This window comes from Geomonas sp. Red32, assembly GCF_023652955.1.
Lineage (GTDB): Bacteria > Desulfobacterota > Desulfuromonadia > Geobacterales > Geobacteraceae > Geomonas.
Genome location: NZ_JAKLOY010000001.1, coordinates 1467320 through 1494154, shown reverse-complemented (window position 1 = coordinate 1494154; position 26835 = coordinate 1467320). Strand labels below are relative to the sequence as shown.

26 protein-coding genes are annotated in these 26835 nt (G+C 61.4%); 5 read left to right on the top strand and 21 right to left on the bottom strand.

The features are described 5' to 3' along the window. Positions 1-3 precede the first annotated feature (3 nt). Positions 4-918, top strand: coding sequence for a TerC family protein (locus L4X63_RS06485; protein ID WP_250677764.1), 915 nt, complete (start codon positions 4-6; stop codon positions 916-918). Between the two features lie 169 nt (positions 919-1087). Here L4X63_RS06485 and L4X63_RS06480 read toward each other — a convergent pair whose 3' ends face one another. Together L4X63_RS06480 and L4X63_RS06475 are read right to left on the bottom strand one after the other, a co-directional pair. After that, a complete protein-coding gene (locus tag L4X63_RS06480; protein WP_250677763.1) occupies positions 1088-1363 on the bottom strand; it encodes a hypothetical protein in 276 nt (91 codons plus the stop codon). 121 nt (positions 1364-1484) lie between these two features. Then, positions 1485-2810, bottom strand: a complete 1326-nt coding sequence (locus L4X63_RS06475; protein WP_250677762.1) for a porin — start codon at positions 2808-2810, stop codon at positions 1485-1487. A 283-nt stretch (positions 2811-3093) separates the two neighbouring features. Here L4X63_RS06475 and L4X63_RS06470 point away from each other — a divergent pair, with 283 nt between their 5' ends. Beyond that, positions 3094-4611: a sigma-54-dependent Fis family transcriptional regulator gene (locus L4X63_RS06470; protein ID WP_250677761.1), complete on the top strand. Its 1518-nt coding sequence runs from the start codon at positions 3094-3096 to the stop codon at positions 4609-4611. Between the two features lie 131 nt (positions 4612-4742). Here L4X63_RS06470 and L4X63_RS06465 read toward each other — a convergent pair whose 3' ends face one another. The 3 genes from L4X63_RS06465 to trxB form a co-directional block, all read right to left on the bottom strand. Beyond that, complete coding sequence (locus L4X63_RS06465; RefSeq protein WP_250677760.1) at positions 4743-5204, bottom strand: hypothetical protein; 462 nt, start codon at positions 5202-5204, stop codon at positions 4743-4745. A 740-nt stretch (positions 5205-5944) separates the two neighbouring features. Next, positions 5945-7474 carry a YifB family Mg chelatase-like AAA ATPase gene (locus L4X63_RS06460; protein ID WP_250677759.1) on the bottom strand — a complete coding sequence of 510 codons (1530 nt, stop codon included), beginning with the start codon at positions 7472-7474 and terminating at the stop codon, positions 5945-5947. Between the two features lie 45 nt (positions 7475-7519). Next, entirely contained in the window at positions 7520-8467 is a 948-nt protein-coding gene (trxB, locus tag L4X63_RS06455) for a thioredoxin-disulfide reductase (RefSeq protein WP_250677758.1), read from the bottom strand. Between the two features lie 146 nt (positions 8468-8613). Here trxB and L4X63_RS06450 point away from each other — a divergent pair, with 146 nt between their 5' ends. Genes L4X63_RS06450 through ilvA form a run of 3 tightly spaced genes read left to right on the top strand, consistent with a single transcriptional unit; the run spans position 8614 to position 11679 of the window. Further along, a complete protein-coding gene (locus tag L4X63_RS06450; protein ID WP_250677757.1) occupies positions 8614-9366 on the top strand; it encodes a hypothetical protein in 753 nt (250 codons plus the stop codon). Positions 9367-9414: 48 nt separating this feature from the next. Continuing rightward, complete coding sequence (locus L4X63_RS06445) at positions 9415-10413, top strand: cation diffusion facilitator family transporter (protein WP_250677756.1); 999 nt, start codon at positions 9415-9417, stop codon at positions 10411-10413. A gap of 57 nt (positions 10414-10470) precedes the next feature. Further along, positions 10471-11679, top strand: a complete 1209-nt coding sequence (gene ilvA, locus L4X63_RS06440; protein WP_250677755.1) for a threonine ammonia-lyase — start codon at positions 10471-10473, stop codon at positions 11677-11679. 92 nt (positions 11680-11771) lie between these two features. Here ilvA and recQ read toward each other — a convergent pair whose 3' ends face one another. The 16 genes from recQ to hisG form a co-directional block, all read right to left on the bottom strand. Then, the gene (recQ, locus tag L4X63_RS06435) at positions 11772-13598 is read right to left on the bottom strand and encodes a DNA helicase RecQ (RefSeq protein ID WP_250677754.1); all 1827 of its coding nucleotides are present in this window, start codon (positions 13596-13598) and stop codon (positions 11772-11774) included. Between the two features lie 99 nt (positions 13599-13697). Then, a complete protein-coding gene (locus L4X63_RS06430) occupies positions 13698-14369 on the bottom strand; it encodes a TIGR04282 family arsenosugar biosynthesis glycosyltransferase (RefSeq protein ID WP_250677753.1) in 672 nt (223 codons plus the stop codon). Positions 14370-14479: 110 nt separating this feature from the next. Further along, positions 14480-15328, bottom strand: a complete 849-nt coding sequence (gene folE2 / locus L4X63_RS06425) for a GTP cyclohydrolase FolE2 (protein ID WP_250677752.1) — start codon at positions 15326-15328, stop codon at positions 14480-14482. A gap of 92 nt (positions 15329-15420) precedes the next feature. After that, positions 15421-16098 carry a 7-cyano-7-deazaguanine synthase QueC gene (queC, locus tag L4X63_RS06420; protein WP_250677751.1) on the bottom strand — a complete coding sequence of 226 codons (678 nt, stop codon included), beginning with the start codon at positions 16096-16098 and terminating at the stop codon, positions 15421-15423. 256 nt (positions 16099-16354) lie between these two features. Beyond that, complete coding sequence (gene rpoD / locus L4X63_RS06415) at positions 16355-18112, bottom strand: RNA polymerase sigma factor RpoD (protein WP_250677750.1); 1758 nt, start codon at positions 18110-18112, stop codon at positions 16355-16357. A gap of 42 nt (positions 18113-18154) precedes the next feature. Next, positions 18155-19909 (bottom strand): DNA primase, encoded by a 1755-nt coding sequence (gene dnaG, locus L4X63_RS06410; protein WP_284694465.1) that lies wholly within the window; start codon positions 19907-19909, stop codon positions 18155-18157. Between the two features lie 18 nt (positions 19910-19927). Next, positions 19928-20446, bottom strand: a complete 519-nt coding sequence (locus L4X63_RS06405) for a CvpA family protein (RefSeq protein WP_250677748.1) — start codon at positions 20444-20446, stop codon at positions 19928-19930. A gap of 112 nt (positions 20447-20558) precedes the next feature. Further along, complete coding sequence (locus L4X63_RS06400) at positions 20559-21002, bottom strand: GatB/YqeY domain-containing protein (protein WP_284694464.1); 444 nt, start codon at positions 21000-21002, stop codon at positions 20559-20561. 9 nt (positions 21003-21011) lie between these two features. Then, positions 21012-21209: a 30S ribosomal protein S21 gene (rpsU, locus tag L4X63_RS06395; RefSeq protein WP_011940832.1), complete on the bottom strand. Its 198-nt coding sequence runs from the start codon at positions 21207-21209 to the stop codon at positions 21012-21014. Positions 21210-21338: 129 nt separating this feature from the next. After that, positions 21339-21668: a phosphoribosyl-ATP diphosphatase gene (locus tag L4X63_RS06390; protein ID WP_250677746.1), complete on the bottom strand. Its 330-nt coding sequence runs from the start codon at positions 21666-21668 to the stop codon at positions 21339-21341. Between the two features lie 162 nt (positions 21669-21830). Continuing rightward, complete coding sequence (gene hisF, locus L4X63_RS06385; RefSeq protein ID WP_250677745.1) at positions 21831-22589, bottom strand: imidazole glycerol phosphate synthase subunit HisF; 759 nt, start codon at positions 22587-22589, stop codon at positions 21831-21833. A 175-nt stretch (positions 22590-22764) separates the two neighbouring features. Beyond that, positions 22765-23496, bottom strand: coding sequence for a 1-(5-phosphoribosyl)-5-[(5-phosphoribosylamino)methylideneamino]imidazole-4-carboxamide isomerase (gene hisA / locus L4X63_RS06380; RefSeq protein WP_250677744.1), 732 nt, complete (start codon positions 23494-23496; stop codon positions 22765-22767). A 42-nt stretch (positions 23497-23538) separates the two neighbouring features. After that, positions 23539-24162, bottom strand: coding sequence for an imidazole glycerol phosphate synthase subunit HisH (gene hisH / locus L4X63_RS06375; protein WP_250677743.1), 624 nt, complete (start codon positions 24160-24162; stop codon positions 23539-23541). A 52-nt stretch (positions 24163-24214) separates the two neighbouring features. Beyond that, positions 24215-24802 carry an imidazoleglycerol-phosphate dehydratase HisB gene (gene hisB / locus L4X63_RS06370; protein WP_250677742.1) on the bottom strand — a complete coding sequence of 196 codons (588 nt, stop codon included), beginning with the start codon at positions 24800-24802 and terminating at the stop codon, positions 24215-24217. A gap of 47 nt (positions 24803-24849) precedes the next feature. Continuing rightward, positions 24850-26139 (bottom strand): histidinol dehydrogenase, encoded by a 1290-nt coding sequence (hisD, locus tag L4X63_RS06365; protein WP_250677741.1) that lies wholly within the window; start codon positions 26137-26139, stop codon positions 24850-24852. 18 nt (positions 26140-26157) lie between these two features. After that, positions 26158-26796 carry an ATP phosphoribosyltransferase gene (gene hisG, locus L4X63_RS06360; protein WP_250677740.1) on the bottom strand — a complete coding sequence of 213 codons (639 nt, stop codon included), beginning with the start codon at positions 26794-26796 and terminating at the stop codon, positions 26158-26160. Between the last annotated feature and the right edge of the window lie 39 nt (positions 26797-26835).

Genomic DNA, 26835 nt, shown 5'->3' with positions numbered 1-26835 from the left:
GCGATGACCGTTACCGCCACCATGTGGATCGTCTTCGCCGTTCTTTTCGGCGTCATGCTTCTTATCGATCTCGGGCTCAACCGGAAGAGCCACCACGTCTCCTTCAAGGAGGCGGGGGCCTGGAGTGCCGTCTGGATCCTCCTTGCCTTGACCTTCAACGCCGCCATCTACTTCACCATGGGAAGTGCCAGGGCGCTCGAGTTCTTCACCGGTTACGTGATCGAGAAGTCGCTGTCGGTGGACAACCTCTTCGTCTTCATCATGATCTTCTCCTACTTCGGGGTCCGGGGAGAGCACCAGGCCCGGGTCCTGAAGTGGGGGATCATCGGCGCGCTCATCATGCGGATCGTCTTCATCCTGGCCGGCATCCAGCTTTTGGAGCGCTTCCACGTGCTCTTCTACCTGTTCGGAGCGGCTTTGGTGGTGACCGGCATCAAAATGGCCTTCGGCGGCCAGGGCGAGCCCGAGCCGGAGGCGAACTTCGTGGTGCGGGCGGTGCGGAGTATCCTCCCGGTGACCAAACGCACCAGGGGCGACTGGTTCATCACCCGCCGCCGCGGAGTGCTGGTGGCGAGTCCGCTCTTAGTAGCACTCGTGCTGATCGAGTGGAGCGACCTGATCTTCGCCCTCGACTCCATACCGGCCGTCCTGGCGATCACCCTTGACCCGTTCGTCGTGATCACCTCGAACATCTTCGCGATCATGGGGCTGCGGTCGCTCTACTTTCTCTTGGCCGGTGTCATGGGAATGTTCGTGTACCTCAAGTACGCGATCGCCTTCGTACTGGTTTTCGTGGGAGGGAAGATGATTGCGGGGGTAAGCGGTTGGGAGATCTCGACGCCGGTATCGCTGGCCGTCATTTTCGTATCCCTCGCCACCGCCATCGCGGTGTCGCTGCTGCACGGCAAGAGGAAGTGAGTAGAAGGGGCCCACGAAGAGAAACGGTAGCTGGCGGTCAATGCTTCTCCAGCGGCGTTTTGATGGGAAGGAAGGGTGGAGAAAGAACGACGGGTGCACCGCTTGGTACACCCGTTTGCCGGTTCTGGGAGGCGGCCACGGTCGAATGACCGGCCACCGATATTCCGGGTCAGTTGGTGGTCATGCTGACGAGGAGGTGCTGGTAGTCATCCAACTTGGCCTGCAGCGTCACCAACTCCTCCCGGGTGTAGACCTTGCCCCCCTTGTTGAGCTCGGCCTGGAGGCCGGTGATGATCTCCTGGATGGTATAGGCCTGGCCCGCCGGGCACTTCTCCGAGCCGAGGAGGCAGGGGTTTTTGCCCTGCACACTCCCCGCCTCGGCGGCCGAGGCGGCCATGGGGAGGGAGAGCAAAGCGGCGAACAACAGTAGAGCGATCTTCTTCATCTTGGTACTCCTTGTTTGAATTCTGCTGACGGATCAGCCTGGCCGGGAGAGGCCCGGCGCCTTCAACCGGTCTCTTCCCGCCGGCCCGTCAACCTTCCGGGACCGGCGGGAAGTGGCAGGGTTAGAAGAGAAGCTGTGCCTGCAGGCGGACCTGCTGATCGTCGGTCGGGTTGGCGCTGGCCCCCTTGTTGGTGGTGGCGATCAGGGCCTGCCGGTGGACGTTGGTGTAGTCAGCCTGCAGCTTCAGGTTGTGCTTGTTGATGTACCAGGAGACGGCTCCGGTGCTTTCGGTCCAGCGGTCTCCCGCGACGTCCTGGTTGGGATCGATGTACGAGTAGCGACCGGCCAGCTCCAGGGTCTTGGGGATCACGAAGTAGCCCGCCTGGACGTAGAAGCCCTCGGCCCGCAAACGGTTTCCGGTGGTCTGCCCGTCGGCCTGGGCCATGAAGTACTCGCCCTGGGCCGAGAAGCCGCGCCATTTGAAGGCAGTGTCGAAGCCGGCGGTGTTGATGTCGGCCGACTCGGTGACCGAGATCTGCTTGGCCGACGGCGAGAGCTGGTTACCCAGCCCGAACCAGCCGGTGTTGACGTTGGCGAACATGATGTTGTTGTTGGTCGCCGTGGCGCTGTTGTACTCGCTCGGGTTGAGGGTGTTACGGTAGAAACTCCCCCCCACCGACAGCAGCGGCTTCTCGCTGTATTCGACGTCGCCTTCCGAATACTTCATGTCTCCCAGCGGATTGACGGTCAGGCGGGCGGCGAAGGCGTTGTCGGTGGTGGAGCGGTAGGTGTTCTGCCCCACGCCGCCGTAGCCGCCGACGTTGTAGTTCACCAGGCCATTGGCAATCCGGCCGTTCAGCATGACGCCGGTGTCGTAGCCGGGGACGAAGGCGTTACTGACCACCGAGAGGTCGACGAACTGCTGCGCGGTGGAAGAGGTAATGAACTGCCGTCCGAACGGGATCTTGTCCTGCCCGGCGCGAATCTGGAATTCGTCGGCCAGCCGGTAATTGAGGTAGGTCTCCTCCAGGATCCCGCCGTTTTTCACCCCGCCTCCCTGCAGGTTGGTCAGATTCATCATCACCTTGTAGGTGAGATCCGGCGAGTAGGCGTTGCCGTTCAGGTACATCTTGATGCGGCGAAGCTCGAACTTGCTGGAGTCCTGGGCCTGCTTGGTGGCGTTGTTGTTGACGTCGTCGAGGTCGGTCAAGGTATAGCGGAGCTGCAGCGAGGTGCCGAGGTTCAGGCTGTAGTTGCGGTCGGGCGAGGTGATGGTGACGCCGTTACCGGGGGCGTAGGAAACCGGACTGCTCTTGCTCACCGACTGGTAATCCTCTGCGGAAATCACCCCCTTCTCCTTGAGGATGTCCTCCAAAGGCTTCGCGTAAGAATTGCTCCCCGCCAGGATGAGGGAGAGTGCCGACAGCAAAACGGTGCTTCTCTTCATGGTTCCTCCTGTTCTGGAAATAAGAACGGAACGTCCACCCGCCGCCACCGCCCCCCCACAGGAGGGACAACGAGGAGGCGATGGCGGCGGGTGAAACGTTCCTTTCACTCACGCACTCTCCATTGCCATCCGCGTGCCAATCCAATAGTCGCTGTTATTCTATGGTTTTAGCTGTATCAACCATATCTTTTACGCAACATGTTGCGGTTAATTTTGCAATATGTTGTGTTTTAATGATATACAGCAATATGTTGCGATAGTTCATCACGGGAGGAGAGCAACGATGGTCAACAAGGATGAGTTCTTCCGAGAAGTGACGGTCAGGATCTGCAGCAGCCTTGACGTGAAGACCGCCCTCAAGCGGGCCTTCGACTACATGAGTCTCCACCTCCCCCTGGACACCCTGAGCATCAACATCCAGGACGTGAGCCTCAAGGCGATCAGGAGAATTGCCACCATCGTGGCCGGGAGCGAACAGCTCGACCAGGTAATCCACCTCCCGAAGGAAGTGTGGCAACGGATGCAGGATCGGCAGCCGATTCCCACCATCATCCATAACGACCAGGACGAGTACTTCACCCTGCTGGCCCCCTACATCCGGCTCAAGGGGAATTCGCTGATCTCGGTACCTCTCACGCTGGACGCGGAGCGGATCGGGACCCTGGTCCTTGGCGCCCACGGTGAGGGGAGGTACCTTCCGTGCCACCTCAAGCTGATTACCCGGGTGGCCAATCCCTTCGCCATCGCCCTGGTCAATGCCCTTTCCTACGAGAAACTCCTCAAGTACAGCGACCGGCTTCTGGACGACAACCACTTCCTCAGCAAGGAGCTGATCGGCCTGACCGGACCGGTCATCGGCGCCGAGGGTGGACTGCGCCATGTAGCCGAGATGGTCCGCCAGGTGGCGCCGCTCAACAACACGGTGCTTCTTCTGGGAGAGACCGGTACCGGCAAGGAGGTGATTGCCAACGCCATCCACGCCGCGTCGCCCAGGAAAAATGGACCGTTCATCAAGGTGAACTGCGGGGCCATCCCCGAAAACCTCCTGGACAGCGAACTATTCGGGCACGAGAAGGGAGCCTTCACCGGGGCGGCCAGCGATTACCGCGGCCGCTTCGAGCGCGCCGATGGCGGGACCATCTTCCTCGACGAAATAGGCGAGCTCCCCCCAGCTGCCCAGGTCCGCCTCTTGAGGGTCCTCCAGAACCGCGAGATCGAGCGGGTGGGAGGTAGCCGCCCGATCCCTATCGACATCCGCGTCATTGCCGCCACCCATAGGAACCTGGAGCGGATGGTCTCCAAGCAGGACTTCCGCGAGGACCTCTGGTTCCGGCTGAATGTCTTCCCGATCATCGTCCCCCCCCTGCGGCAGCGCAAAGAGGACATCCTCCCCCTTACCCGCTTCTTCATCAAGCGCAAGAGCCAGGAACTGGGGATGGACCGGGCCCCGGAGCTGGCGCCGGGAGCGATAGAGCGGCTGGTCAACTACAGCTGGCGTGGCAACGTCCGGGAGTTGGAAAACCTGGTGGAACGGGAGCTGATCCTGCACCAGGGAGGAAAGCTGAGGTTCGAGTTACTGCCGCTGGAGAGACGCGAAGAGCTCCATCAGCCGCCGCGCCGTGACGGGGCCCCCGTCGTACTGAGGCTTGACGAAGCGATGGCGCGGCACCTAAGCGACGTACTGAAGATCGCCAAAGGAAAGATCTACGGCCCGAACGGCGCCGCCGAGCTTTTAGGCGTCAATCCCAGCACCCTCCGCTGGCGTCTCGACAAGCTCGGTATCCCCCACGGCCGCTCCTAGCCCCGGCCCATTTCCATTTTTTGGGGAAGGGGCGCGAAACCATCCCGCAGCGTCGTCTCCCGTAACTTCATTATGCGGTCTCCAGGATCAGCCCTCTCTGTATCTGCTCCGCCCGTCTCCCCCCGGCGGACTCAGATCATTGTGCCATTCGCATCCCCGACGGCAGGAACAGTCATAGAGTTCGCGATTGCCTCATAGGCATTGGCCAGTGCGGTGGCGGAGGCCGGCTCGTACAGGCAGAAATCGGCAACCCCACTGGCATGGGCTTCAAATGCGGAGTGCCAACGGCTTTCGGCGCTGACAATGACTCCGCAGGGCTGGTCTTCGAATTGATCCGCAGTGATGTCAATGGTGACGTCACCCAGTTGAAGCCAAGCGTGTCTCTCCCCCCGGCGCTCTCCCACCACCAGGAATGCATTCCCCCATCCTTTCTCCTGGAGGTGCTTGGCCAGCAGCAACGACGCATCCGCGCAGGCGCCACGGGGGAAATCGTCGAGTGTCGGCAATGAAACACCCTTCGCAGCAGCACTCGCCAAAGCCCCGCGGAAGACCAAGACATGGCGGAACAGGGCATCGACAGTGAAATTGCTCATGATCCCTCCTTCGCGCTAACTGGCGAACGAGACAACATTAGCATTTTTTCACACTAAAGCCGTTCCCTCACGTAGATTTTGCTCCCCCGCCCCCCACTACCTCCAGTACAGCGCCTCCCAGCTCCGCGCCAGGGGAGGGACGAAGCCTAAAAGAAAAGGACTTACACGAGCCATGTAAGTCCTTCCCCCCTCTCGAAAAGCCACTGTCTCTTCTTCGAATGCCCCGTACTCCGGTTATCGCGATGACTCCCAGAGAAAAACGACCGCCGGCCTTTCCCGAGGCGGGGTCGGATTTTCCAAGGTGAGGCTGCATTTTCTAATATGAGGTCAGCTTTAGATAAGATGGGGTCAGTTTTAAGTAAAATACGACCTGCTTTAACATGAAGCAGTCCTGCGTTTTCTCGAACGACGTCCTCGAAAATTGAAAGTCCCCCTCCCCCCGCTCCTTCCCCCCTCTTTTTTCTCTCGGATGCCTCATATTTCGTTTTCGGCCACCCTTTTTTCGTCGATGGAGAGCTGTCGAAGCCAGTTTCGGCCCCATCCTTGCCTAAGCAACGCCTCGCCTTGCCTCATGAGGGGGACGATTTCTTTACCTGCGGTGTCACTTCACTTATATGTGGTCTTATTTTCCTTAAGTGCGGTCTTACTTCTCTTAAACGAGGTCTTACTTTTGTTATCTACGACCTCACCTCGGAAAAAGCAGGTCCGCTTTTGGGTAGGCAGGCTCCCGACCCGTTCCGTTAACCAGTCTTTCTATCCAGGCTCCGGTACTGGATCGCCTCGGAGATGTGCTGTTCGTTGACGGTGTCGGCGCCCTCCAGGTCGGCGATGGTGCGGGCTACCTTGAGTATCCTCGTGAAGCTCCTCGCCGAGAGGCCCAGGCGGTCGGTGACCAGCTCGAGCATGCGGTTTCCCGCCGCGTCGGGTTCGCAGAATTTCCTGATCATGCGGGCGGTCATCTGGGCGTTGCAGCGCACCTTCGTCCCCTTGAAACGCTCCTTCTGCACCTCGCGCGAGGCCGCCACCCGGGAGGCGATGGCGGCGGAGGTCTCGCTCTCCCCCCGGTCGGCCAAGTCCCGGTACTTCAGGGCCGGCACCTCGATGTGGATGTCGATCCGGTCCAAAAGCGGCCCCGAGATCCGGGAGCGGTAACGGTGAACCATCAAGGGCGTGCACGAGCACTGGTGTATGGTGTCCCCCAGATACCCGCACGGGCACGGATTCATGGCGGCCACCAGCATGATCCGCGACGGATAGGTGACCGAAGAGAGTGCGCGGGAGATGGTGACCCGCCCGTCCTCCATCGGCTGGCGCAGGACTTCGATGACGTGCTTCTTGAATTCGGGGAGCTCGTCGAGGAAGAGGACGCCGTTGTGGGAGAGGGATACTTCGCCCGGCTTGGGTGTGTTGCTGCCGCCGATCAGGCCGACGTCGGAGATGGTGTGATGGGGGGAGCGGAAGGGACGGGCGGTGATGAGCGCATGATCGCGCTCGAGAAGCCCCATGACGCTGTAAACCTTGGTGGTCTCGATGGCCTCTTCGAACAGCATGGGAGGGAGGATGGAGGGGATCCTCCGGGCCAGCATGGTCTTGCCCGATCCCGGAGGCCCGATCATGAGGAGGTTGTGGCTCCCCGCGGCGGCGACCTCCAGGGCGCGCTTGGCGTGCTCCTGCCCCTTCACCTCGCTGAAATCGTCCCCCGCCTCGGAGGGCTCGGTGAGGAGCGCGGCGATGTCGGCACGGTAGGGAACGATCTCCAGGGAGCCGTTGAGGAAATCGACCACCTGGGAGAGCTCGCTCACCCCGAGCACCTCGACCCCCTCCACCACCCCCGCCTCGCTCACGTTTCCGGTGGGGATGATGACGCCGGTCAGCCCCGCCTCCCGCGCCGCGACCGCGACCGAGAGGCAGCCGCGCACCGGCTTCACCCCGCCGTCCAGGGATAGCTCCCCCAAAAGAAGGTACTCCTTCAGACGGGTCGGCTTCACCACGGCGGTGGCCGCCAGGATGCCGATGGACATGGGGAGATCGAACGACGCCCCCTCCTTCTTAACGTCGGCGGGGGCGAGGTTCACGGTGATCTTGCGGTTGGGGAAGTCGTAACCGGAATTCTTGAGGGCGGCCTTGACGCGGTCCTTGCTTTCTTTGACCGCCCCCTCGGGGAGTCCTACGGTGGCAAGCTGCGGGAGCCCCTGGGCGATGTCCACCTCGACATCGATCAGGATGGCATCGATTCCCACGACGGCGCTGGAGAGTACCTTGGCAAGCATGACACCTCCCGGTTCGACCAGGGGGGACTTTACTGCCTTTCTGCACTACTTCAGCATATCAAGGTAACGCTCGGCGTCGAGTGCCGCCATGCATCCGGTTCCCGCGGAGGTGATCGCCTGCTTGTACATCCTGTCCTGCACGTCGCCTGCGGCGAAGACGCCCGGGATGCTGGTGGCGGTGACGTTTCCTTCGTTGCCGCACTGGGTCCTGATATACCCCTCGTCCATCTCCAGCTGTCCGTCGAACAAGGTGGTGTTCGGGGTGTGACCGATGGCGATGAAGCAGCCGTGGACCGGGATGATCTTGTCGGAGCCGGATGCGTGGCGGATCCTGACCCCGGTCACCCCGGACTCGTCCCCCAGCACCTCGTCGAGATTCTGGTTCCACTCGATGGTCACGTTTCCGCACTTGGTCTTCTCGATCAGCCGGTCGGCCAGGATCTTCTCGGCCCGGAATTTGTCCCTTCTGTGGATGACGGTAACGTGGCTCGCGATGTGGGAGAGGTAGAGCGCCTCTTCCACGGCGGTGCTCCCGCCGCCGATGACGGCCACCGGCTTGCCGCGGTAGAAGAACCCGTCACAGGTCGCGCAGGCGGAGACCCCTTTCCCCTTGAACGCATCTTCGGAGGGAAGGCCGAGGTAACGGGCCGAGGCCCCGGTGGCGATGATCAGCGCGTCGCAACTGTAGGTCCCGTTGTCCCCTTCGAGCACGAACGGGCGGTTCTTAAGATCGGCCCTGTTGATGTGATCGTTGATGATCTGGGTCCCGAAGCGCTCGGCGTGCTGAAACATGCGGAACATGAGGTCCGGGCCCTGCACCCCTTCCGGGTCGCCCGGCCAGTTGTCCACTTCGGTGGTGGTCATCAACTGCCCACCCTGCTGCAATCCGGTGATGAGCACCGGGTTAAGGTTGGCCCGCGCGGCATACACGGCGGCTGTGTATCCTGCGGGTCCCGAACCGAGAATTATCAATCGATGGTGAACCACATCCATTAGCTGGACCTCCAGATGTCTTTTGGGCGGAAAGATATCAGTATATACATAAAATGGCAAGGCGGCAAACCCCGTAACTCGTTGACCGGAATGGGTACCTCTGTTAATATCCAAGTCATAGGCACTATAATGAGATGGAGGGACATATGAAAAAAGTAATCTTTCTGGCATTGTGTCTGGCGCTGATAGCTTCGCAAGCGATGGCTGCCAGCATCAACTTCACCCAGGGACTGACTCAAGGCGAATTCAAGAGTCTTTCCAAAGAGGCCGGCGGCGCCATCTCCTACAAAAACGTCGCTCCTGCCGAGCCCCTTGGACTGACCGGCTTCGATGCCGGTGTCGAGGTTTCCGCCATCGACATCAAGACCGGCAGCAATAGCTACTGGGACCGGGCCTTCAACGGCGACGCCCCCTCGTACCTGTTCATCCCGAAGATCCGCGCCCGTAAAGGGCTCCCCTTCGGCATCGACGTCGGCGCATCCTACGCCTATGTCCCCGACTCCAACATCAAGCTGTACGGTGCCGAGCTCAGCAAGGCGATTCTCGAGGGTTCCGCCATCACCCCGGCCCTCGGCATCCGCGCCACCTACACCAAGCTGGCCGGCGTGAAGGATCTCGACCTGCAGACGGCGGGGATTGACGCCTCCATCAGCAAGGGCTTCTTCATTCTCACCCCGTACGCCGGGGTGGGCGCCGTGTACATCATGAGCAAGGCGACCGGCGACCTGCAGAGGTATTCGACCACCCTGACCGGTAGCCCGCTCAGCAACGAGAAGTTCTGGCAGCCGCGCGGCTTCGCCGGGGTCAAGATCTCTCCGCTTCCGCTTTTCGGCATCACTGCCGAGGTTGAATACGAGGTCCGCCCGATTTACACGCTGAAGGCGGCGCTGAGCTTCTAGTAAACCAAAGCCGGGAGCGGGTGAAGGCCCGCTCCCGGGGGGGTCGCCATGCACGCCGAGACCCATCTGGACCAAAGCATTGCCGGACGATTCAAGTACGCCATCGTGTTGACCGCGGCCACCCTGGTGGCCGAGCTCGCCGGAGGTATGTGGACCAACTCCCTGGCCCTCCTCTCCGATGCGGCCCACGTCTTCCTCGATCTCTTCGCCCTCCTCTTGTCACTGGGGGCCATCAAGCTCGCCTCCTTCCCCTCCAGTGACACCCGGACCTTCGGCTGGCACCGCACCGAGGTCTTCGCTTCCCTGATCAACGGCACCACGGTCTTCGTGATCGCCGGCATCATCTGCTACGAGGCGTTCGGGAGGATGGTGCGTCCCGAAGAGATCAAGAGCCTCCCGATGATGATCATCGCCGCCGTCGGCCTGGCCATGAACGTTTTCGCCGCCGGAGCCCTGCATGGGCACTCCCACGACGACCTCAACGTCAGAAGCGCCTTTCTCCACATGATAGGAGACGCGGCAGCCTCGGTCGGCGTCATCGTCGGCGGCATCATCATGTACTTCAGCAACTGGTACATCCTCGACGCCATCATCTCGGTCGGCATCGGGTTCGTGATCTTCTGGGGCTCCTGGAGGGTCATCCGCGAGGCGGTCCATATCCTCCTGGAAGGGGTACCCAAGGGGGTCGACGTCAACCAGGTTTCCGCCGCCATCAAGGAAGTCGAAGGGGTCGAGGAAGTGCACCACGTCAACATCTGGACCATCTGCTCGCACATCATCGCGCTCTCCGGCCATATCGTGGTACCGGCGAGCTTCAAGGGGGAGCACGGCAAGATGCTGAGAAAGATCGAGGAGCGGCTCTTCGAGCGCTTCCACATCTCCCATACCACGCTTCAGGTCGAGAGCGTACGCTGCACCGATGCCCAGGGGATCAAGCAGTTCCGTCATCGCCCCCGCGCCTCCTCGCTGGCGCAGGCGCACGCACACCCGCACCACCACCCGCATGGCACCTGCGGTCACGACCATCACCACGACCATCATCACTAAAGGGGAGATAGGCGCTTCACTGAAAGACGCCCGCCCCCCTCTCCCGGACGGTAACCAATGCTCGATTACAACCTGATCCTCGACGCCGCTCACCGATTGAAGAAAAGGGTGCGGCGGACCGAGCTGATCCATGCCCAGCATTTCAGCGATAAGCTCGGCCTCCCCCTCTACTTCAAGTGCGAAAACCTCCAGCGCACCGGCGCCTTCAAGATCCGCGGCGCGATGAACTTCATGACCGCGCAGCCGCGCGCGGCACTCTCGGGCGGGGTGATCACCGCCTCGGCAGGTAACCACGCCCAGGGGGTGGCCTTCTCGGCCGACCTTCTCGGGGTGAAGTCGGTGATCTACATGCCGGAGACCACGCCGCCGCAGAAGGTTTTCTCTACCCGGGATTACGGCGCGGAGGTGGTGCTGGAGGGGAAGAATTTCGACGAGGCGTGCGCTGCCGCCTACCGCGAGGCGGAGAAGACGGGAGCCCGTTTCGTGCATCCCTTCGACGACCCGCTGGTGATGGCCGGGCAGGGGACCATTGGCCTGGAGCTTTTGGAGGATCTTCCCGATCTCGCCAACATCCTGGTGCCGATCGGGGGAGGCGGCCTCATCGCCGGCATCGCCAAGGCCATCAAGGAAACCCATCCCCACGTGAGGGTGATCGGGGTGGAGTCGGCGGCGGCCCCCTCGATGCAGCAGGCGTTGAAAAACGGCAAGGTGGTCACCGTGCCGATCCGGGCGAGCCTCGCCGACGGTATCGCGGTAAAGACGGCCGGCACCAACACCTTCCCGGTCATCAAGGATTTGGTGGACGAGGTGGTGCTGGTCGAGGAAGAGGAGATCGCGCTGGCCATCGTGTCGCTATTGGAGAGGAACAAGCTGATGGTGGAAGGGGCCGGTGCCGTGGGGCTGGCCGCCCTCCTCAATAACAAGGTGAAGCGGATTTCCGGAAAGACGGTGGCGCTCTTGTCGGGCGGGAACATCGACGTGAAGACTATCGCGGTGGTGGTGGAGCGCGGCCTGCTGGCGGCCGGGCGTTACCTGAAGCTGAAGGTGGAACTGGACGACGTGCCGGGGGCGCTGGCGAGGTTGTCGACCGAGATCGCCGCCGCCCGGGCCAACATATCCATCATCACCCACGACCGCCGCTCCGAATCGCTTCCCATCGGAAGAACCGAGGTGCTGGTGGAGTTGGAGACCCGCGGCGCCGAGCATATCCAGGAAGTGGTGAAGCATCTCACCGGCACCGGGTATCATCTGGAAGTTATCAGGTGATCTCCCCCGCCTAAAATCCCCCCTGTCCCCCCTTCGCAAAGGGGGGAACGCTCCGCCAACAGCGGGTGGTATCGGTGGCAGTTTGCCGAAGATTATTCGTCGGTGGCGTCCTCGCCGATCTCTTCTACTGCATTCCCACCGTGCTCCCTGATCACCCTTAAGAAGGCATCCCCGTATTTGGCCAGCTTGTGCTGCCCCACGCCGGGGATCCGCAGCAGGTCCCACTTGCCCCCCGGCCGCTGGGCCGCCATGGCCGCCAGCGTCGCGTCCGCAAAGACTACGTAGGGCGGCACCTGCTGCTCGGTGGCGATCTCCTTGCGCAGCGCCTTCAGCTCCAGGAAAAGCGACTCCTCGTAGGTGGTTTCTTTCGGCTTGGTCTTCTTCTCCACCACCCGCGGGTCGCGCGGTTTGGCAAGCTCCAGCCGCTCCTCTCCCCGCAATAGCGGCCTCGCCCGCTCCGTCAGCTTGAGCACGGAATAGTTCCCCACGTCCTGCTCCACGTACCCCAGGTGGATCAACTGCCGTATCAGGTTGGACCAGGCATCCTGGGAGAGATCCTTGCCGATCCCGTAGGTGGAGAGCCGGTCATGGTGGAGTTCCATCATCCGCTGGTTCTGGGAGCCCCGCAGGACGTCGATGACGTGCCCCATCCCGAAGCGCTGTCCCACCCGATAAACGCAGGAGAGTGCCTTCCGGGCCACCTCGGTGGCGTCGAAGCGCTCCGGTGGACTGTCGCAGATGTCGCAGTTGCCGCAATCCTTCTCCAGCCGCTCGCCGAAGTACCCCAAGAGGACGCGGCGGCGGCAGGTCTGGGCCTCGGCGAAGGCGGCCATGCAGTTCAGCTTGTGCAGCTCGATCCGGTTCTGCTCCTCGTTGCCGCCGCTCTCGATGAGGGAGCGGGAGATGGCGATGTCGCCGTAGCCGAAGAGAAGGAGCGCATCGGCAGGAAGCCCGTCGCGCCCGGCACGCCCGGTCTCCTGGTAGTAACTCTCGATGCTCTTCGGCATGTCGTAGTGGACCACGAAGCGGACGTTGGACTTGTCGATTCCCATGCCGAAGGCGACGGTGGCGACCACCACCCGGATGTCGTCCTTGAGAAACTCCTCCTGGACCCGGTGGCGCTGCTTGTCGGGGAGCCCGGCGTGGTAGGCGGCCGCCTTGATTCCCGCCGCATCCAGCTTCTTGGCCACCTCCTCCACGCGCTTGCGCGACAGGGCGTACACGATCCCCGCCTCGTCCCGCCGGTTTCCGAGGAACCCCATGAGCTGGGTGAAGGGCTTGCTCTTCTCTACCACGTGGTAGCGGATGTTTGGCCGGTCGAATCCGGCGATGTAGCAGATGGCGTCCTCGAGCCCGAGGCGGCAGAGGATGTCGCTCCGCGTCTGGGCGTCGGCGGTGGCGGTGAGGGCGATCACCGGGATCTGCGGGAATACCTCGCGCAAGAGGCCAAGCTGCGCATACTCCGGGCGGAAGTCGTGCCCCCACTGGGACACGCAGTGCGCCTCGTCGATGGCGAAGAGGGATACCTGGACCGACTTGAGCCTCTCCAGGAATCCTTCGCTCACCAGCCGCTCGGGGGAGACGTAGAGGAGCTTCAGCTCGCCGCTATGAAACTCCGCCAGCACCCGTCTGGCCTCCGCTTCTCCCAGCGCCGAGTTGTAGCAGGCGGCAGCCACGCCGTTCTCCCGCAGGGCGTCGACCTGGTCCTTCATGAGCGAGATGAGCGGGGAAACGACCAGCGCGGTCCCGGGGAGGCAGAGGGCGGGAATCTGATAGCACAGGGACTTCCCCCCGCCGGTCGGCATCAGCACGAAGACGTTCCTGCCGTCGAGGACCGTTTCCACGATCTCCTGCTGGCTGGAACGGAAACTGGTAAAGCCGAAGACCTCGCTGAGGACCTTGAGTGGCGATGGGGGCATGGATGGTTCCTGGATCGGGGGAAAATGGGGCGAGCCTGGCGGGCTCACGTCGCTTCTACCATGAAAACAGCTGCGGGGGCAATGTCAATGGCCGGAATTTCAGGCGGAGATGGCGGCCATGGGGCGGCCTCCTGCGTACTCCCTGACGAAGTCGCGGGTGAGCGGCGCCTGGCTGGCGAGGTCGGTGAGGCCGGGACGGGCCAGATCTTCGAAGCTGTCGACATCGTACCAGGAGGGGAGGAGACCGGCTTGCAAGCCGCTCTCCTGTGCGCGGTCCAGGCTGGTGGAGAGCACCTGCGGCCCTGACCAGGGAACCTCCTTGAAGAGGGTTCCGTACCCTCCCCGGATCCCCACGAGGTAGTAGCCGCCATCCTCCGACGGGCCGAACACGGCGCCGGTACCCGAGGCCAGAAGCTCGAAGGACTGCCCGATGAAAGGAAGGGGGAGATCGGGTGCATCGGTCCCGATCACCACCCGCTCCCGGTATCCGAGCTCCGCCATGACGTCGAAGGCGTTCTCGAGACGGGTGCCGAGGCAGGCCCCGGCCTGGGGCACCAGCCGCATCCCGGGAAAGGCACTCCGGAAGAAGCCGGCGCCACCGTCATGGAAGATGATCGACTCCACTCCCAGCGCCTTCACACGAGTCACGGTGTCGACCAGCATGCAGTGGTAGAGCTCGGCGGCCTGCCTGGGTGTGAGCGGCGGAGTAAGTCGCGTCTTGACCTGTCCGGGGGTCGGGTTTTTAGCGAAAATGGCCAGTACGGGATTCATTAGGTCAATTATCTTAAAGAGGACCAATTAGGGCCGAAATTGTAGCGTTGTCCACAGTTTTCCGAGTTACTAACAACTTTATCCACAGTCAAACTTATGACTAGAGGCTCCTAATTTCCCTTGGAGCGCTCGATGGCGGCGTAGGCGGAGTGCTTGTGGATGGATTCGAAGTTCTCGGCCTCGACCGAAAACCACGTGATATTCTCGAGAGATAGCAGCCTGACGGTCGCCTCGCGCACCATATCTTCAACAAAGCGCGGGTTCTCGTAGGCCCGCTCGGTGACGAACTTCTCGTCCTCGCGCTTCAACAGCGAATACACAGGCGAGGACCCGCACTGTTCGATGAGTTCGATGAGATCCTCGATCCAGATGAAATCGTTGTAGCGGATCTGCACCGTCATGACCGAGCGCTGGTTATGGGCGCCGTAGCGGGAGAGCTCTTTGCTGCAGGGGCAAAGGGAGGTGACCGGCACCTTGACGCCGAGCACGAAGTCGAAGGTGCCGGAGAGGGAGGCGCTGAAGGTGCAGGTATACTCCATCAGGCTCTTCGCTCCCGACACCGGCGCCTTTTTCTCGATGAAGTACGGAAACTCCATCTCGAGGTGAGCGCAGGAGGCGCCGAGCTTCTCCTTCATCTTGGCGAGGATGGTCTCCATCTTGTCGAGGGCGATCTGCTCCCGGTAGGCGTTGAGGATCTCGACGAAGCGGCTCATGTGGGTCCCCTTGAAGTGGTGGGGGAGATCCACGTACATGTTGATCCTGGCCACGGTGCTCTGGTAGGAGTGATTCTTGTCCATCACCACGATCGGATAGGAGATGTCCTTCACCCCCACCTTGCTGATGGGAATGTTCCTGGTATCGCGGGAAAGCTGCACGTCGGTGAGCGGCTTGCCGGCGGCCTGGCCGGGCGCCGCCTGATCTTCGCTGTTCTGCCCTGCTTTTTCTTTATCGATAGGCATTCTTGACTCGCGTGAATTGGTATCGTCAGGCAACGGAGCCCCTCCCCTTCAGGAGGAGGGACAGGGTGAGGATGGGGTAGCCGCCTTCAGCGCTACCGCTTTACGTACCTGACCGGGTCGGTCACCCCGGCCTCGGCAAACCCCTTCAGCCGCAGCCGGCAGGAGTCGCACAGACCGCAGGAGGAGCCGTCCTCGGTGGGATCGTAGCAGGAGTGGGTCAGCCCGTAGTCGACCCCGAGGGAAAGCCCCTTCTGGATGATCTCGGCCTTGGTGAGGCTGATGAGCGGCGTGTGGATCTTGATCTGCTCCCCCTCGACACCGGCCTTGGTGGCCAGGTTGGCCATGGCCTGGAAGGCGGCGACGAACTCGGGTCGGCAGTCGGGGTAGCCCGAGTAGTCGAGGGCGTTCACGCCGATGAAGATGTCGTAAGCCCCGAGGGTCTCGGCGTACCCAAGCGCGAAGGAGAGAAAGATGGTGTTCCGGGCCGGGACGTAGGTCACCGGGATGTCGTCGCCCACACCGTCCTTCGGGACCTCGATGTCGGCGGTAAGGGCGCTGCCGCCCATCTTGCGGAGATCGAACTCGACCAGCAGGTGATCGGCCGCCCCCATCGGGCGGGCGTTACGCTTGGCCACCTCCATCTCGTAGCTGTGGCGCTGACCGTAGGCGAAGCTGATGGCATACGGCTCGAAGCCTTCGGCCCTGGCGATGGCCAGGCAGGTGGTGGAATCCAACCCTCCGCTGTACAAAACGACTGCTTTCTTCTTCATTGGTTACCTCGTTGATCTACTAACCACACCATCCTCACCCTGCCCCTCCCCTTGAAGAGAAGGGAACCTGCCGCGGGGAACTACTCCCGGGCCTGGTACCTCGCGATGCCGCCGACCAAGCGTCCCCCCCTTTGCGAAGGGGGGACAGGGGGGATTTTGTTTCTTTCAGACCGGCAAAAGGGGACAGGCACCTTGCGGAGCAGTCCCCCGACTCTAAAAAAGAAGGCCGCGCCGTTATCCGGTGCGGCCTATCTGGCTATTCCACGAAGCTCTTGAGCTTCTTGGCCCGGCTCGGGTGGCGCAGCTTCCTGAGCGCCTTGGCCTCGATCTGCCGGATGCGCTCGCGGGTCACCTCGAAGTCCTGACCGACCTCCTCGAGGGTGTGGTCGCTCTTCTCGCCGATGCCGAAACGCATCCTGAGGACCTTCTCCTCACGCGGGGTGAGGGTGGAAAGGACCCGGGAGGTCTGCTCGGAGAGGTTGGCCTTGATGACGGCCTCAAGCGGGGAGACGACCCCCTTGTCCTCGATGAAATCCCCAAGGTGGGAATCTTCTTCCTCGCCGATCGGGGTCTCCAGGGAGATCGGCTCCTTGGCGATCTTGAGGACCTTCCGTACCTTGTCGAGCGGCAGCGCCATCCGCTCGGCGATCTCCTCCGGAGAGGGCTCGCGGCCGATCTCCTGCACCAGCTGGCGGCTGGTACGGATCAGCTTGTTGATGGTCTCGATCATGTGGACCGGGATCCTGATGGTGCGGGCCTGGTCCGCGATGGCGCGGGTGATGGCCTGCCGGATCCACCAGGTCGCGTAGGTCGAGAACTTGTAACCGCGCTGGTACTCGAACTTGTCGACCGCCTTCATGAGGCCGATGTTCCCTTCCTGGATCAGGTCGAGGAACTGCAGGCCGCGGTTGGTGTACTTCTTTGCGATGGAGACCACCAGACGGAGGTTGGCCTCGACCAGCTCGCTCTTGGCCAGCTTGGCCTTGCGCTCCCCTTCCTCGATGGCAAGCAACGCGTTGGAGAGCTCGCTCGCTTTGAAGCCGGACTCCTGCTCGATCTTCTGGAGCTTCTTCTCGATGGCGCGGTAGCCCTTCTCGAGCTTCTGGGCGTCTTCGCAGCTCATCTTGAGTTTCTTGCTGCACTCGCCGTCGGTGGCACCTTTGAGGGCGTCCAGCGCGGAGAGGAAGGTTTCCTTTTGGGTCCCGGTCTCCTGCTCGAGCTCGGAATTCTCCTGCATGACCAGGTCGACCTTGCAGGAAAGCTCCTTCAGGCGCTGGGAGATCTTCTCGATGTGGCGGTCCTTGAGACGCAGGGACTTCAGGAGGTCGGCCATCTGCACCTTGAGATCGGCGTGTTCCGCCTGCAGGGCTTCACGCTCCTTGGCGGAGGCATTCTTCTCCGGCTCCAGGGCGGCCTGAATCTCTTCCATCCGCTGGTCGAATTCCTTGATACCGTCGATGATGCCGAGTACCCGCAGGGCCTGCAGATCCTCTTCGCCCTCTTCCAGTACCTCTTCCTCCACGTCCTTGGAGATCTCGATGGCGCCGATCTGCTGTTTCCGGAGCCGCTCGCCGAGCGAGATCACCTCTTTGACGGTGATCGGGGTGTTGAGGATGACGCTTGCCACGTCACGCTCGCCCACCTCGATCCGTTTGGCGATCTCGACCTCTCCCTCGCGGGTCAGAAGAGAGACGGAGCCCATCTCGCGGAGGTACATGCGGACCGGGTCGCTGGTGCGGCCCAGGGTACCCGGCTCAAACTCGACCTCGTCCTGCTCCCCTTCGTGCTCTTCCTCTTCCTCGAGGTCCATCTTGATCTTGGGGATCTTCACCTTCTGGGCGGAGTCCACGATCTCGATGTCCATATCGCCAAACATGCTCATCACGTCGTCGATCTGGTCGGACGACACCATGTCCGGGGGAAGGAGGTCGTTCACTTCCTCATAGGTGAGGAACCCCTTTTCCTTCCCAAGGTCGATGAGCTGCTTCACTTCGTCCATGCTTTTCTTGGCCATTAAACACGCTCCGCTAACCGCTTATCTCTTCAATCGATAATTCTACAGTAGTTTAGATTTTTTATTTCGCAACAATTCCAGCTCGGCAAGGATCTCCAAGTACCGCGGAGAATCGGGATCCACGCTCGCCAGTTCCCTGGCTAACTCCTTGGTTCCCTTGAGCGCCCTGCGCTCCAACGCCATGCGGCACTGCTCGAAGGCCTTGATCGGGTCCATGTCCTCGAGGTGGGCATCCTCGACGAACAACGCGAGGAGCCGGGCCCGCTCTTCCGGCGGCTCCAGCTCTTGTAAAAGCCCGGTGAGGTCCAGCTCGCCGGCTTCACTTCCCGCCACTATCCCTTGAGCCACCTTGAGGTGCGCGGGCCCAAAGAGCTTCTCCACTCCGTGCTCACGGACCTGGGTGGCTACTTCCGGGTATTTCACCATCAGGGTCAACAGCACGTCCTCGGTCTTGGACGCCGTGGGACGGGCCGCGGGTTGCGGACGGAGTGCCGGTCTCACGTCGGCTACCGTCGCTCCACCTTTCTTCCGGAGCATGGCCGGGGTCAATCCGGGAACCGCCCGGCAGATCTCCCTCTCATACAGGTCCCGCTCGACCGGATCGGCGATCTTGGCCAGCCGGGGAGCGACCTCGTTGACGAAGGCGACCTTCCCTTCCACGGTGGAGGTATCGATCCGTTTGGCGAGGCCACGGTAGAAGAACTCGAAGATCGGCGGCGCCTTCTCTAGAAACGGCGCAAACGCCTCGCTACCTTCGCGGTTAATGAAGGTGTCCGGGTCGTCTCCCTGTGGCATCTCAACCACCCGGGCCGGGAAGCTCTCTTCGAGGAAAAGCTCCAGCGACCTCTCGGTGGCCTTTCTTCCCGCTTCGTCGCCGTCGAAGAGCATGAAGACTCTTTCGGCATAACGCCTGATAACCTTGAGGTGCTGGGGGGTCAGCGCGGTGCCGCAGGTGGCGAGCACGTTGGTGTAGCCGGCGCGGTAGAGGGCCAGGTGGTCGAAATACCCCTCCACGATGATGGCGCTGCCGCGCTCCCGCATCCCCTTTTTCGCCAGGTCTAGCCCGAAGAGCACCTCGCTCTTGCGGTAGATGAGCGACTCCGGGGAGTTGATGTACTTGGGGAGCGAGTCGTCCATCACCCGCCCGCCGAACCCGATCGGATCGCCGTGGAGATCGGCGATGGTGAAAAGGAGCCGGTTCCGGAAAGTGTCGTAGTACCCTCCGCCGTCCCGCTTCCTCAAGAGTCCCAGCTTCTCGGCCTGCTCGGGCGCGATCCCCTTTCGCTGGAGGAACTTGGCCAGGTTGTCCCACCCCGCGGGGGCGAACCCCATCCGGTAGGTGGCGGCGGTATCCTTGTCCACCAGGCGGCGCTGCAGGTAACTTCTCCCTGCGGCCCCCGCTTCTTCGGTCTCCAGCACGCGGCGGTAAAACTCGCAGGCGAGCTGGTTGACCTGGTACAGCTGTTCCTTCTCGTCGATCTTGCGCTTCTCATCGCGGGTGAGGGGGCGCTCCGGGATGTCGACTCCCACCCGTTTGGCCAGGAACTTGACCGCCTCGGGAAAGCTCAGCGACTCGATCCGCATGATGAAATCGACCGAGTTCCCTCCCACGCCGCAGCCGAAGCAGTGGAAGATCCCCCGGGCGGGGTTGACGTTGAATGACCCCGTCTTCTCCCCGTGGAAGGGGCAGATCCCCTGGTAATTCGCGCCGGATTTCCGCAGGCTCATGTAGTCGGAGACGACCTCCAGGATAGGAGCCCTCTCGCGTACTTCCCTGACCTTGTCCTCCGGTATCATCGACACTGTCTCAAACCTTTACTTGGCCCGCACCCCTTGCGCCGGTGTCGGTTCCTTGTGAAGCGACCGATCCCAACCCGCCGCGATGTCAGCCCCCGTGGTGGCGAAGGCCTGCGCGGTCTTCGAGGCCGCGATCGATTTCCTGATCTTTTCCGGTACCGGTTGCAGGGTCCCCAGGTAGAGGATCACGCAGAGAATAAACGCCCCTTCCAGGAACCCGAAAAGAATTCCCCCCACGCGATTGATGCCACCGAGCAGCATGATCTTAAAGAAGACGGTTAGCAGGTGTCCGAGGAGATAGAAAAGGAGGCCGAGCAGCAGGAAGACGAGGAGAAACGCCAGCGGCTGCGCAACTTTCTGTGGGAGGTTGATAAAGTGTCTCAGGCCGATGCTGAGGGTTGAGTAGTATCTGAATGCGGCCCAGCCGCCGATGACGAAGCCGAGGAGAGAGCAGGCTTCCCTGATGAGACCTTTCGAGAATCCCTTTGCTACGAAAAAGAGCAATATAACCCAGATCAGGATATCGAGAAGGATCATGCAAACACCCGGTCGGCTGACACAAAGCAAAAGAGGGGCAAATCGCTAGATCAGCCCCCACCCATGACTCAAGAAACCCGCAACGCCCCCGGGAGGACCCGGGGACGATGTTTCACGCGAGTTTTTCCTTCACAATTTCGCTAACCAGCTTCCCGTCCGCTCGGCCGGAGACGTGGGGCATCAAGGCCTTCATGACCTTGCCCATGTCCTTGCCTCCGGAGGCGGAAGTCTCGGCAATAATCTTCGTTACCAGAGACTCCAGTTCTTCCCGTGTCAGCTGCTGGGGCAGGAAGGTCAGCATGAGGTTTAACTCTGCCTCTTCCTTATCCACGAGCTCCTGTCTGCCTGCTTCCTTAAAGAGCTTGATGGATTCCCTGCGCTGCTTGCAGAGGGTCGCAATGGTTTCGGTGATCTCCGCGTCATTGAGCTCACGGCGGAGCTCGATGTCACGGTTCTTCACCGCCGAGAGTACCATCCGGATGGCGGAAAGCTTGGCCGCGTTGCGGCTTTTCATCGCTTCCTTCATCTCGGTCTGAAGTTTCTCCCGAAGCTGCATATATCCCTCTTAGTCAACCATTTTCCGCTGTTTCTTCAGCGCGCGCTTGCGAGCAGCGATGGCCTTTTTCTTTTTCTTGATACTGGGCTTTTCGTAGTGCTCTCTTTTGCGGACTTCAGAAAGAATCCCCGCTTTTTCGCACTGTTTTTTGAACTTTTTAAGAGCAAGCTCAAACGGCTCAGCTTCTTTTACCTTTACTCCCGGCATCCATATTCCCCCCCCTTCTCTTTCTAGATTTACTACTTTCGTGGGTAGATCCGGCCGGCAGACATTCGTCAAGGAACAAGCACTATATCAAATCCGCAAGGACTGTCAAGATATTTCTCAGTGCTAATACTACTCAACCCGGGAGTTTTTCTCCTCAATACCGGAGATCCCGAACCGGCGGCGAAGCTCCGCGTATACCTCTTCCGGATCGATATCATAGTAGCCGAGGAGCACCAGGTTGTGGAAGATGAGGTCGGCAGTCTCGTACACGATCTCTTCCCGCTTGCCGCCTTTGCCGGCGATGACCACCTCGGTCGCCTCTTCGCCCACCTTCTTGAGGATCTTGTCGATCCCCTTGGCCATCAGGCTCGCAGTATAGGATTTCTCGGAAGGGCTGGCCTTACGCTCCTGGATGACGCGGTAGACGGCGGCGATGATGTCGTTGTTCTGGTGATCCATCGATGACTCCTGGAAAAACAATCTAAAAGCTAATGGAACGCGGATGACGCGGATTGAGCGGATTTACGCGGATAAATCTAAGGCTTTTTTTGGGTAAAACCACACCTGAAAGGCGAAAAGAAGGGGGACAGGCACCTCTGCGAGGAGCCAGTCCCCTTAAAGCTAAAGCCTGACGGCTACGCCTCTGTCCCGCAGATACTCCTTGGCTTCCTGGATGGTGTGCTCGCGGTAGTGGAAGATGGAGGCGGCGAGGCAGGCGCTGGCACCGGCAGCGGTGAAGCCGTCGTAAAGATGGGAGAGCCCGCCGACACCGCCGGAGGCGATAACGGGAATGCTCACGGCGTCGACGACCGCACGGGTGAGGGGAAGATCGTAGCCGTCCTTGGTGCCGTCACGATCCATGCTGGTCAAAAGAATCTCGCCCGCCCCCATGGCCTCCATCCGGCAGGCCCACTCGATGACGTCGAGCCCGGTCGGACGACGGCCGCCGTGGGTATAGACTTCCCAGCCGCCGCCTTCGCGGCTGCGGGCGTCGATGGCGACAACGGTGCATTGGGAGCCGAACTTCTCGGCCGCCTCGTTGACGAACTCGGGACGGTTGACCGCGGCGGTATTGATGGAGACCTTGTCGGCCCCCGCATTCAGAAGCCGCCTGATATCCTCGACCACCCGGACGCCCCCGCCCACGGTAAGCGGCATGAAGACGCGCTCGGCGGTGCGGCGGACGACGTCGATGATGATGTCGCGCTCGTCGGAGGAAGCGGTGATGTCGAGGAAGGTAAGCTCGTCGGCCCCCTGGCTGTCGTAGAGTTCGGCGATCTCGACCGGATCGCCGGCGTCGCGCAGGCCCAGGAACTGGACCCCTTTCACAACCCGCCCACCCTTCACATCAAGGCAGGGAATAATTCTCTTAGTAAGCACTGTGATCTCCGTTCCTACCCACCAGACGAGATGGGTTCAGCCGGTTTTAGCCGGAGTAGGCCGCGTTGAGGAACGAAACGCGGCGGTTCCAGCAGTAATGGTAATCGTTGCGTTTCACGATGAAGCCGTTCAACGCAACCTACGCGCCGAGTCGACCACACCCCCGGCGGGGATTTTACGCCCCGCGCTTGGTAAGTGCGATAGCCTCCGAGAGTTTGATTGCTCCCGAGTAGATGGCCTTGCCGGTGATGACGCCGGTGACCCCGGATGCTTCGATGGCCATCAGGTTCTCGATGTCCTTCAGCGAGGAGAGCCCGCCGGAGGCGATGACCGGGATGGAGATGGCTTCGGCGAGCGCCTTGGTGGCCTGGATGTTCGGCCCCTGCATCATGCCGTCGCGGCTGATGTCGGTGTAGATGATGGCCGAGACTCCATACCCTTCGAACTTCTTGGCGAGCTCGGTGGCGGTGACGCCGGTGACTTCAGCCCACCCCTGGACCGCGACCATCCCGTCCTTGGCGTCGATGCCGACCACTATCTTGCCGGGGAACTTGGCGCAGGCTTCTTTCACGAAATCCGGGTTCCTCTGCGCGGCGGTGCCGATGATGACGCGGCCGATCCCGAGGGAGAGGTAGGCTTCGACGGTCTGGATGTCCCTGATCCCGCCGCCGAGCTGGGTCGGGATGGTGACCGACTTGACGATGGACTCGATGGCCGAGCGGTTCTTCGGCTCCCCGGCGAAGGCTCCGTCCAGGTCGACGATGTGGAGGATCTCGCCACCCTGCCGCTGCCACTCGGCAGCCTGGGCACCGGGGTCGTCGTTGAACACCGTGTCGCGGTCCATGAGCCCCTGCTCCAACCGGACGCAGCAGCCGTTTTTCAGATCAATTGCGGGTATGACGATCATTTCAACTCCAAGGACATTGAATTAACAGAAAGGTCGAGTGAGCTACTTCATGGTGGCGAAGTTCTTCAGCATCGCCAGCCCTTTCTCCTGCGACTTCTCCGGGTGGAATTGGGTGGCCACCACGTTGTCCTTCCAGATGGAGGAGCAGAAGTCGATCCCGTACCTGGTGGTGGAGGCGACGACACTACCGTCCTCCGGCTTCACGTAGTAGGAGTGCACGAAGTAAACGTTGGAACCATCGGCGATTCCGGTGAAAAGAGGGGAGTCCTTCTTCATCGAAATCTGATTCCATCCCATGTGGGGAACCTTGAGAGCCTCGTCTGCCTCTTCCATCCCTTCCGGGAATCGGTGTACTTTGCCGGGGATGATGTTGAGGCCTTTGTGGATGCCGAACTCCTCGCTCTCGGTGAAAAGGAGCTGGAGACCAAGACAGATACCGAGAAACGGCTTGCCCGCCTGGATCACCTTGAAGATGGGATCGATGAAGCCGCCTTCTTCCAGGTTACGGATGCAGTCGCGGAAGGCGCCGACGCCCGGGAGCACCACGCGCTCAGCGTCGAGGAGCACCTTGGGATCGGAGGTTACTACCGCCTCGAAGCCTACTTTCTCAAAGCCCTTTTGCACGGAGCGGAGGTTCCCCATGCCGTAATCGATAATCGCAATCATTGGTAATGGTCCTTATCGGAAGCAGGGCCTGATCAGCCTGCCTGCCGCGTCGCTAGAGTTTCCCCTTGGTCGACATCACACCTTCGATGCGGGGATCGACCTGGGTCGCCTGATCGAGCGCACGGGCGGCCGCCTTGAAGCAGGCCTCGATGATGTGGTGTACGTTACTGCCGTAGGAGAGGTTCACGTGGAGATTGGCGCCGCAGTGGTTGACGAAACCCTGGAAGAACTCGCAGACCAGTTCGACGTCGAAATCGCCCAGCTTCACCTTGGGCAGGGGGACGTTGTAGACCAAGTACGGCCGCCCGGAAAGGTCGGTCGTTACGTTGGCCAGCGTCTCGTCCATGGGGACCACGGCATGGCCGTAGCGGCGGATGCCGCTCTTGTCTCCCAACGCCTCCTTGAAGGCGGTGCCGAGTACGATGCCGATATCCTCGACGGTGTGGTGGAAGTCGATATCGATGTCGCCGTGGGCCTCGACCTTCAGGTCGAACAGGCCGTGGCGGGCGAACAGGTCCAGCATGTGATCGAGGAACGGAACGGAGGTGCAGATCTGCGACTCGCCCTTGCCGTCGATTTCCAGGGAGAGCTTGATTTGGGTTTCCTTGGTGATCCGCTCGATGGTTGCCGATCTTGCCATGACGCCTCCTCCTTGATTATTCAGTGCAGAACAATGAATGAGCCCGCTCAGTCGAGGCGGACGCTGACCGATTTGCCGTGGGCTTCGAGACCTTCCAGCTCCGCGATCCTGACGATATCGCGGCCTAAACGCTGGATCCCCCCCTTGGTGAAGTGGACGATGGAGCTCTTCTTAACGAAATCGTCGACCGAAAGCGGGGAGAAGAAACGGGCGGTGCCGCCGGTCGGCAGGGTATGGTTCGGGCCGGCCAGGTAGTCGCCCGCGGCTTCGGGGGTGTAGTGCCCCATGAAGATGGCGCCCGCGTTGGTAATGAGCGGGAGGATCTCGAAGGGATTCTCCACCGCCAGTTCCAGGTGCTCGGGAGCGATACGGTTGGAGAAGGCGATGGCCTCCTCGAGGTTGCCGGCAGCGATGATGACGCCGAAGGATTCCCATGACTTCCTGGCGATCTTCTCGCGGGAAAGTTCCTTCAGTTGGCGCTCCACTTCGGCAGCCACCTTCTCGCCGAAGGAGCGGTCGGTGGTGATCAGGACGGAAGAGGCAAGCTCGTCGTGCTCGGCTTGGGAGAGGAGGTCGGCGGCGATGTGGGTGGGGTTCCCGGTGCCGTCGTTGATGACCAGGATCTCGCTCGGTCCGGCGATCATGTCGATGCCGACCTGGCCGAAGACCAGTTTCTTCGCGGTGGCGACGTAGATGTTGCCCGGGCCGGTGATCTTATCGACGCGGGGGACGGTCGCGGTGCCGTAGGCAAGCGCGGCAACGGCCTGGGCGCCGCCGATCTTGAAGACGCGGTCCACGCCGGAGAGCTTGGCCGCCACCATGACGTGGGCGTTCAGCTCGCCGCCCGGGGCGGGGACCACCATGATGATCTCGCCGACGCCGGCGACCTTGGCCGGGACCGCGTTCATGATCACGCTGGAGGGATAGCAGGCCTTTCCGCCGGGGACGTAGATGCCGACCTTGGCGAGCGGGGTCACCTTCTGACCCAGCATGATGTCCGGCTCCTCGGTGGAGATCCAGGTCTGCTGCTTCTGCTTCTCGTGGAAGCGCCCCACGCGCTCGACCGCGAGCTTGAGGGCGGCCAGGTCCTGCTGGTCCAGCTCGGCAAAAGCCTTGTCGAACTCGGCGGCGGTGACCTCCAGCCCGGAGGCGGCTTCGCACTCAAGACGGTCGAAGCGCTTGGTGTAATCGAGCAGCGCCTCGTCCCCGCGCTTGCGCACGTCCGCGATGATGCCAAGGACGACTTCCTCTACCTCGCGTCCCGACTCCTCCCCACGCTCAACAATGGCATCGAACTTCGCCTGAAAATCCGCTTCTCGTATATCAAGGAATTGCATCTGAAACCTCTCAGGATGTTAGATGTGCTGTTCCAGTCCTTCGATGATCTTGGAGATCCGGTCGTGCTTGGTTTTAAGGCTGGCGCGGTTAACGATCAGGCGGCAGGTGATCTCGGCGATGTGCTCCACCTCGACCAGGCCGTTCTGCTTCAGCGTCTCGCCGGTGGAGACGAGGTCGACGATCCGCTCGGAGAGCCCGACCAGCGGGGCCAGCTCGATGGAGCCGTACAACTTGATGATCTCGACCTGGATCCCCTTGGAGGCGAAGTACTTCTCCGTCACGTTGGGATACTTGGTGGCGATCCTGATGTTGTTCCAGGCAGACGGGTCGTCTTTGTGGGAGAGCTCGACGGGCTCGGCCACCATCAGGCGGCAGTACCCGAACTTGAGATCGAGCGGCTCGTAGAGATCCTTCTCGGCCTCCATGAGGGTATCCTTGCCCACGATGCCGAGGTCGGCGCAGCCGTACTCGACGTAGGTCGGCACGTCGGTCGCGCGCACGATCATGTAGCGCATCTTCTGCTCTTCGTTCACGAAGACGAGCTTGCGGGTATCGGAGAGGAGCTCCTCACAGTCGATCCCGATCTTCTTGAAGAGGGCGACGGAGTCCTGGAGGATCCGGCCTTTCGGTATGGCAATGGTAACGTAATCGGTCATTTCAAATACCTCTTGGACTCCCCCCTTGTTAAAGGGGGG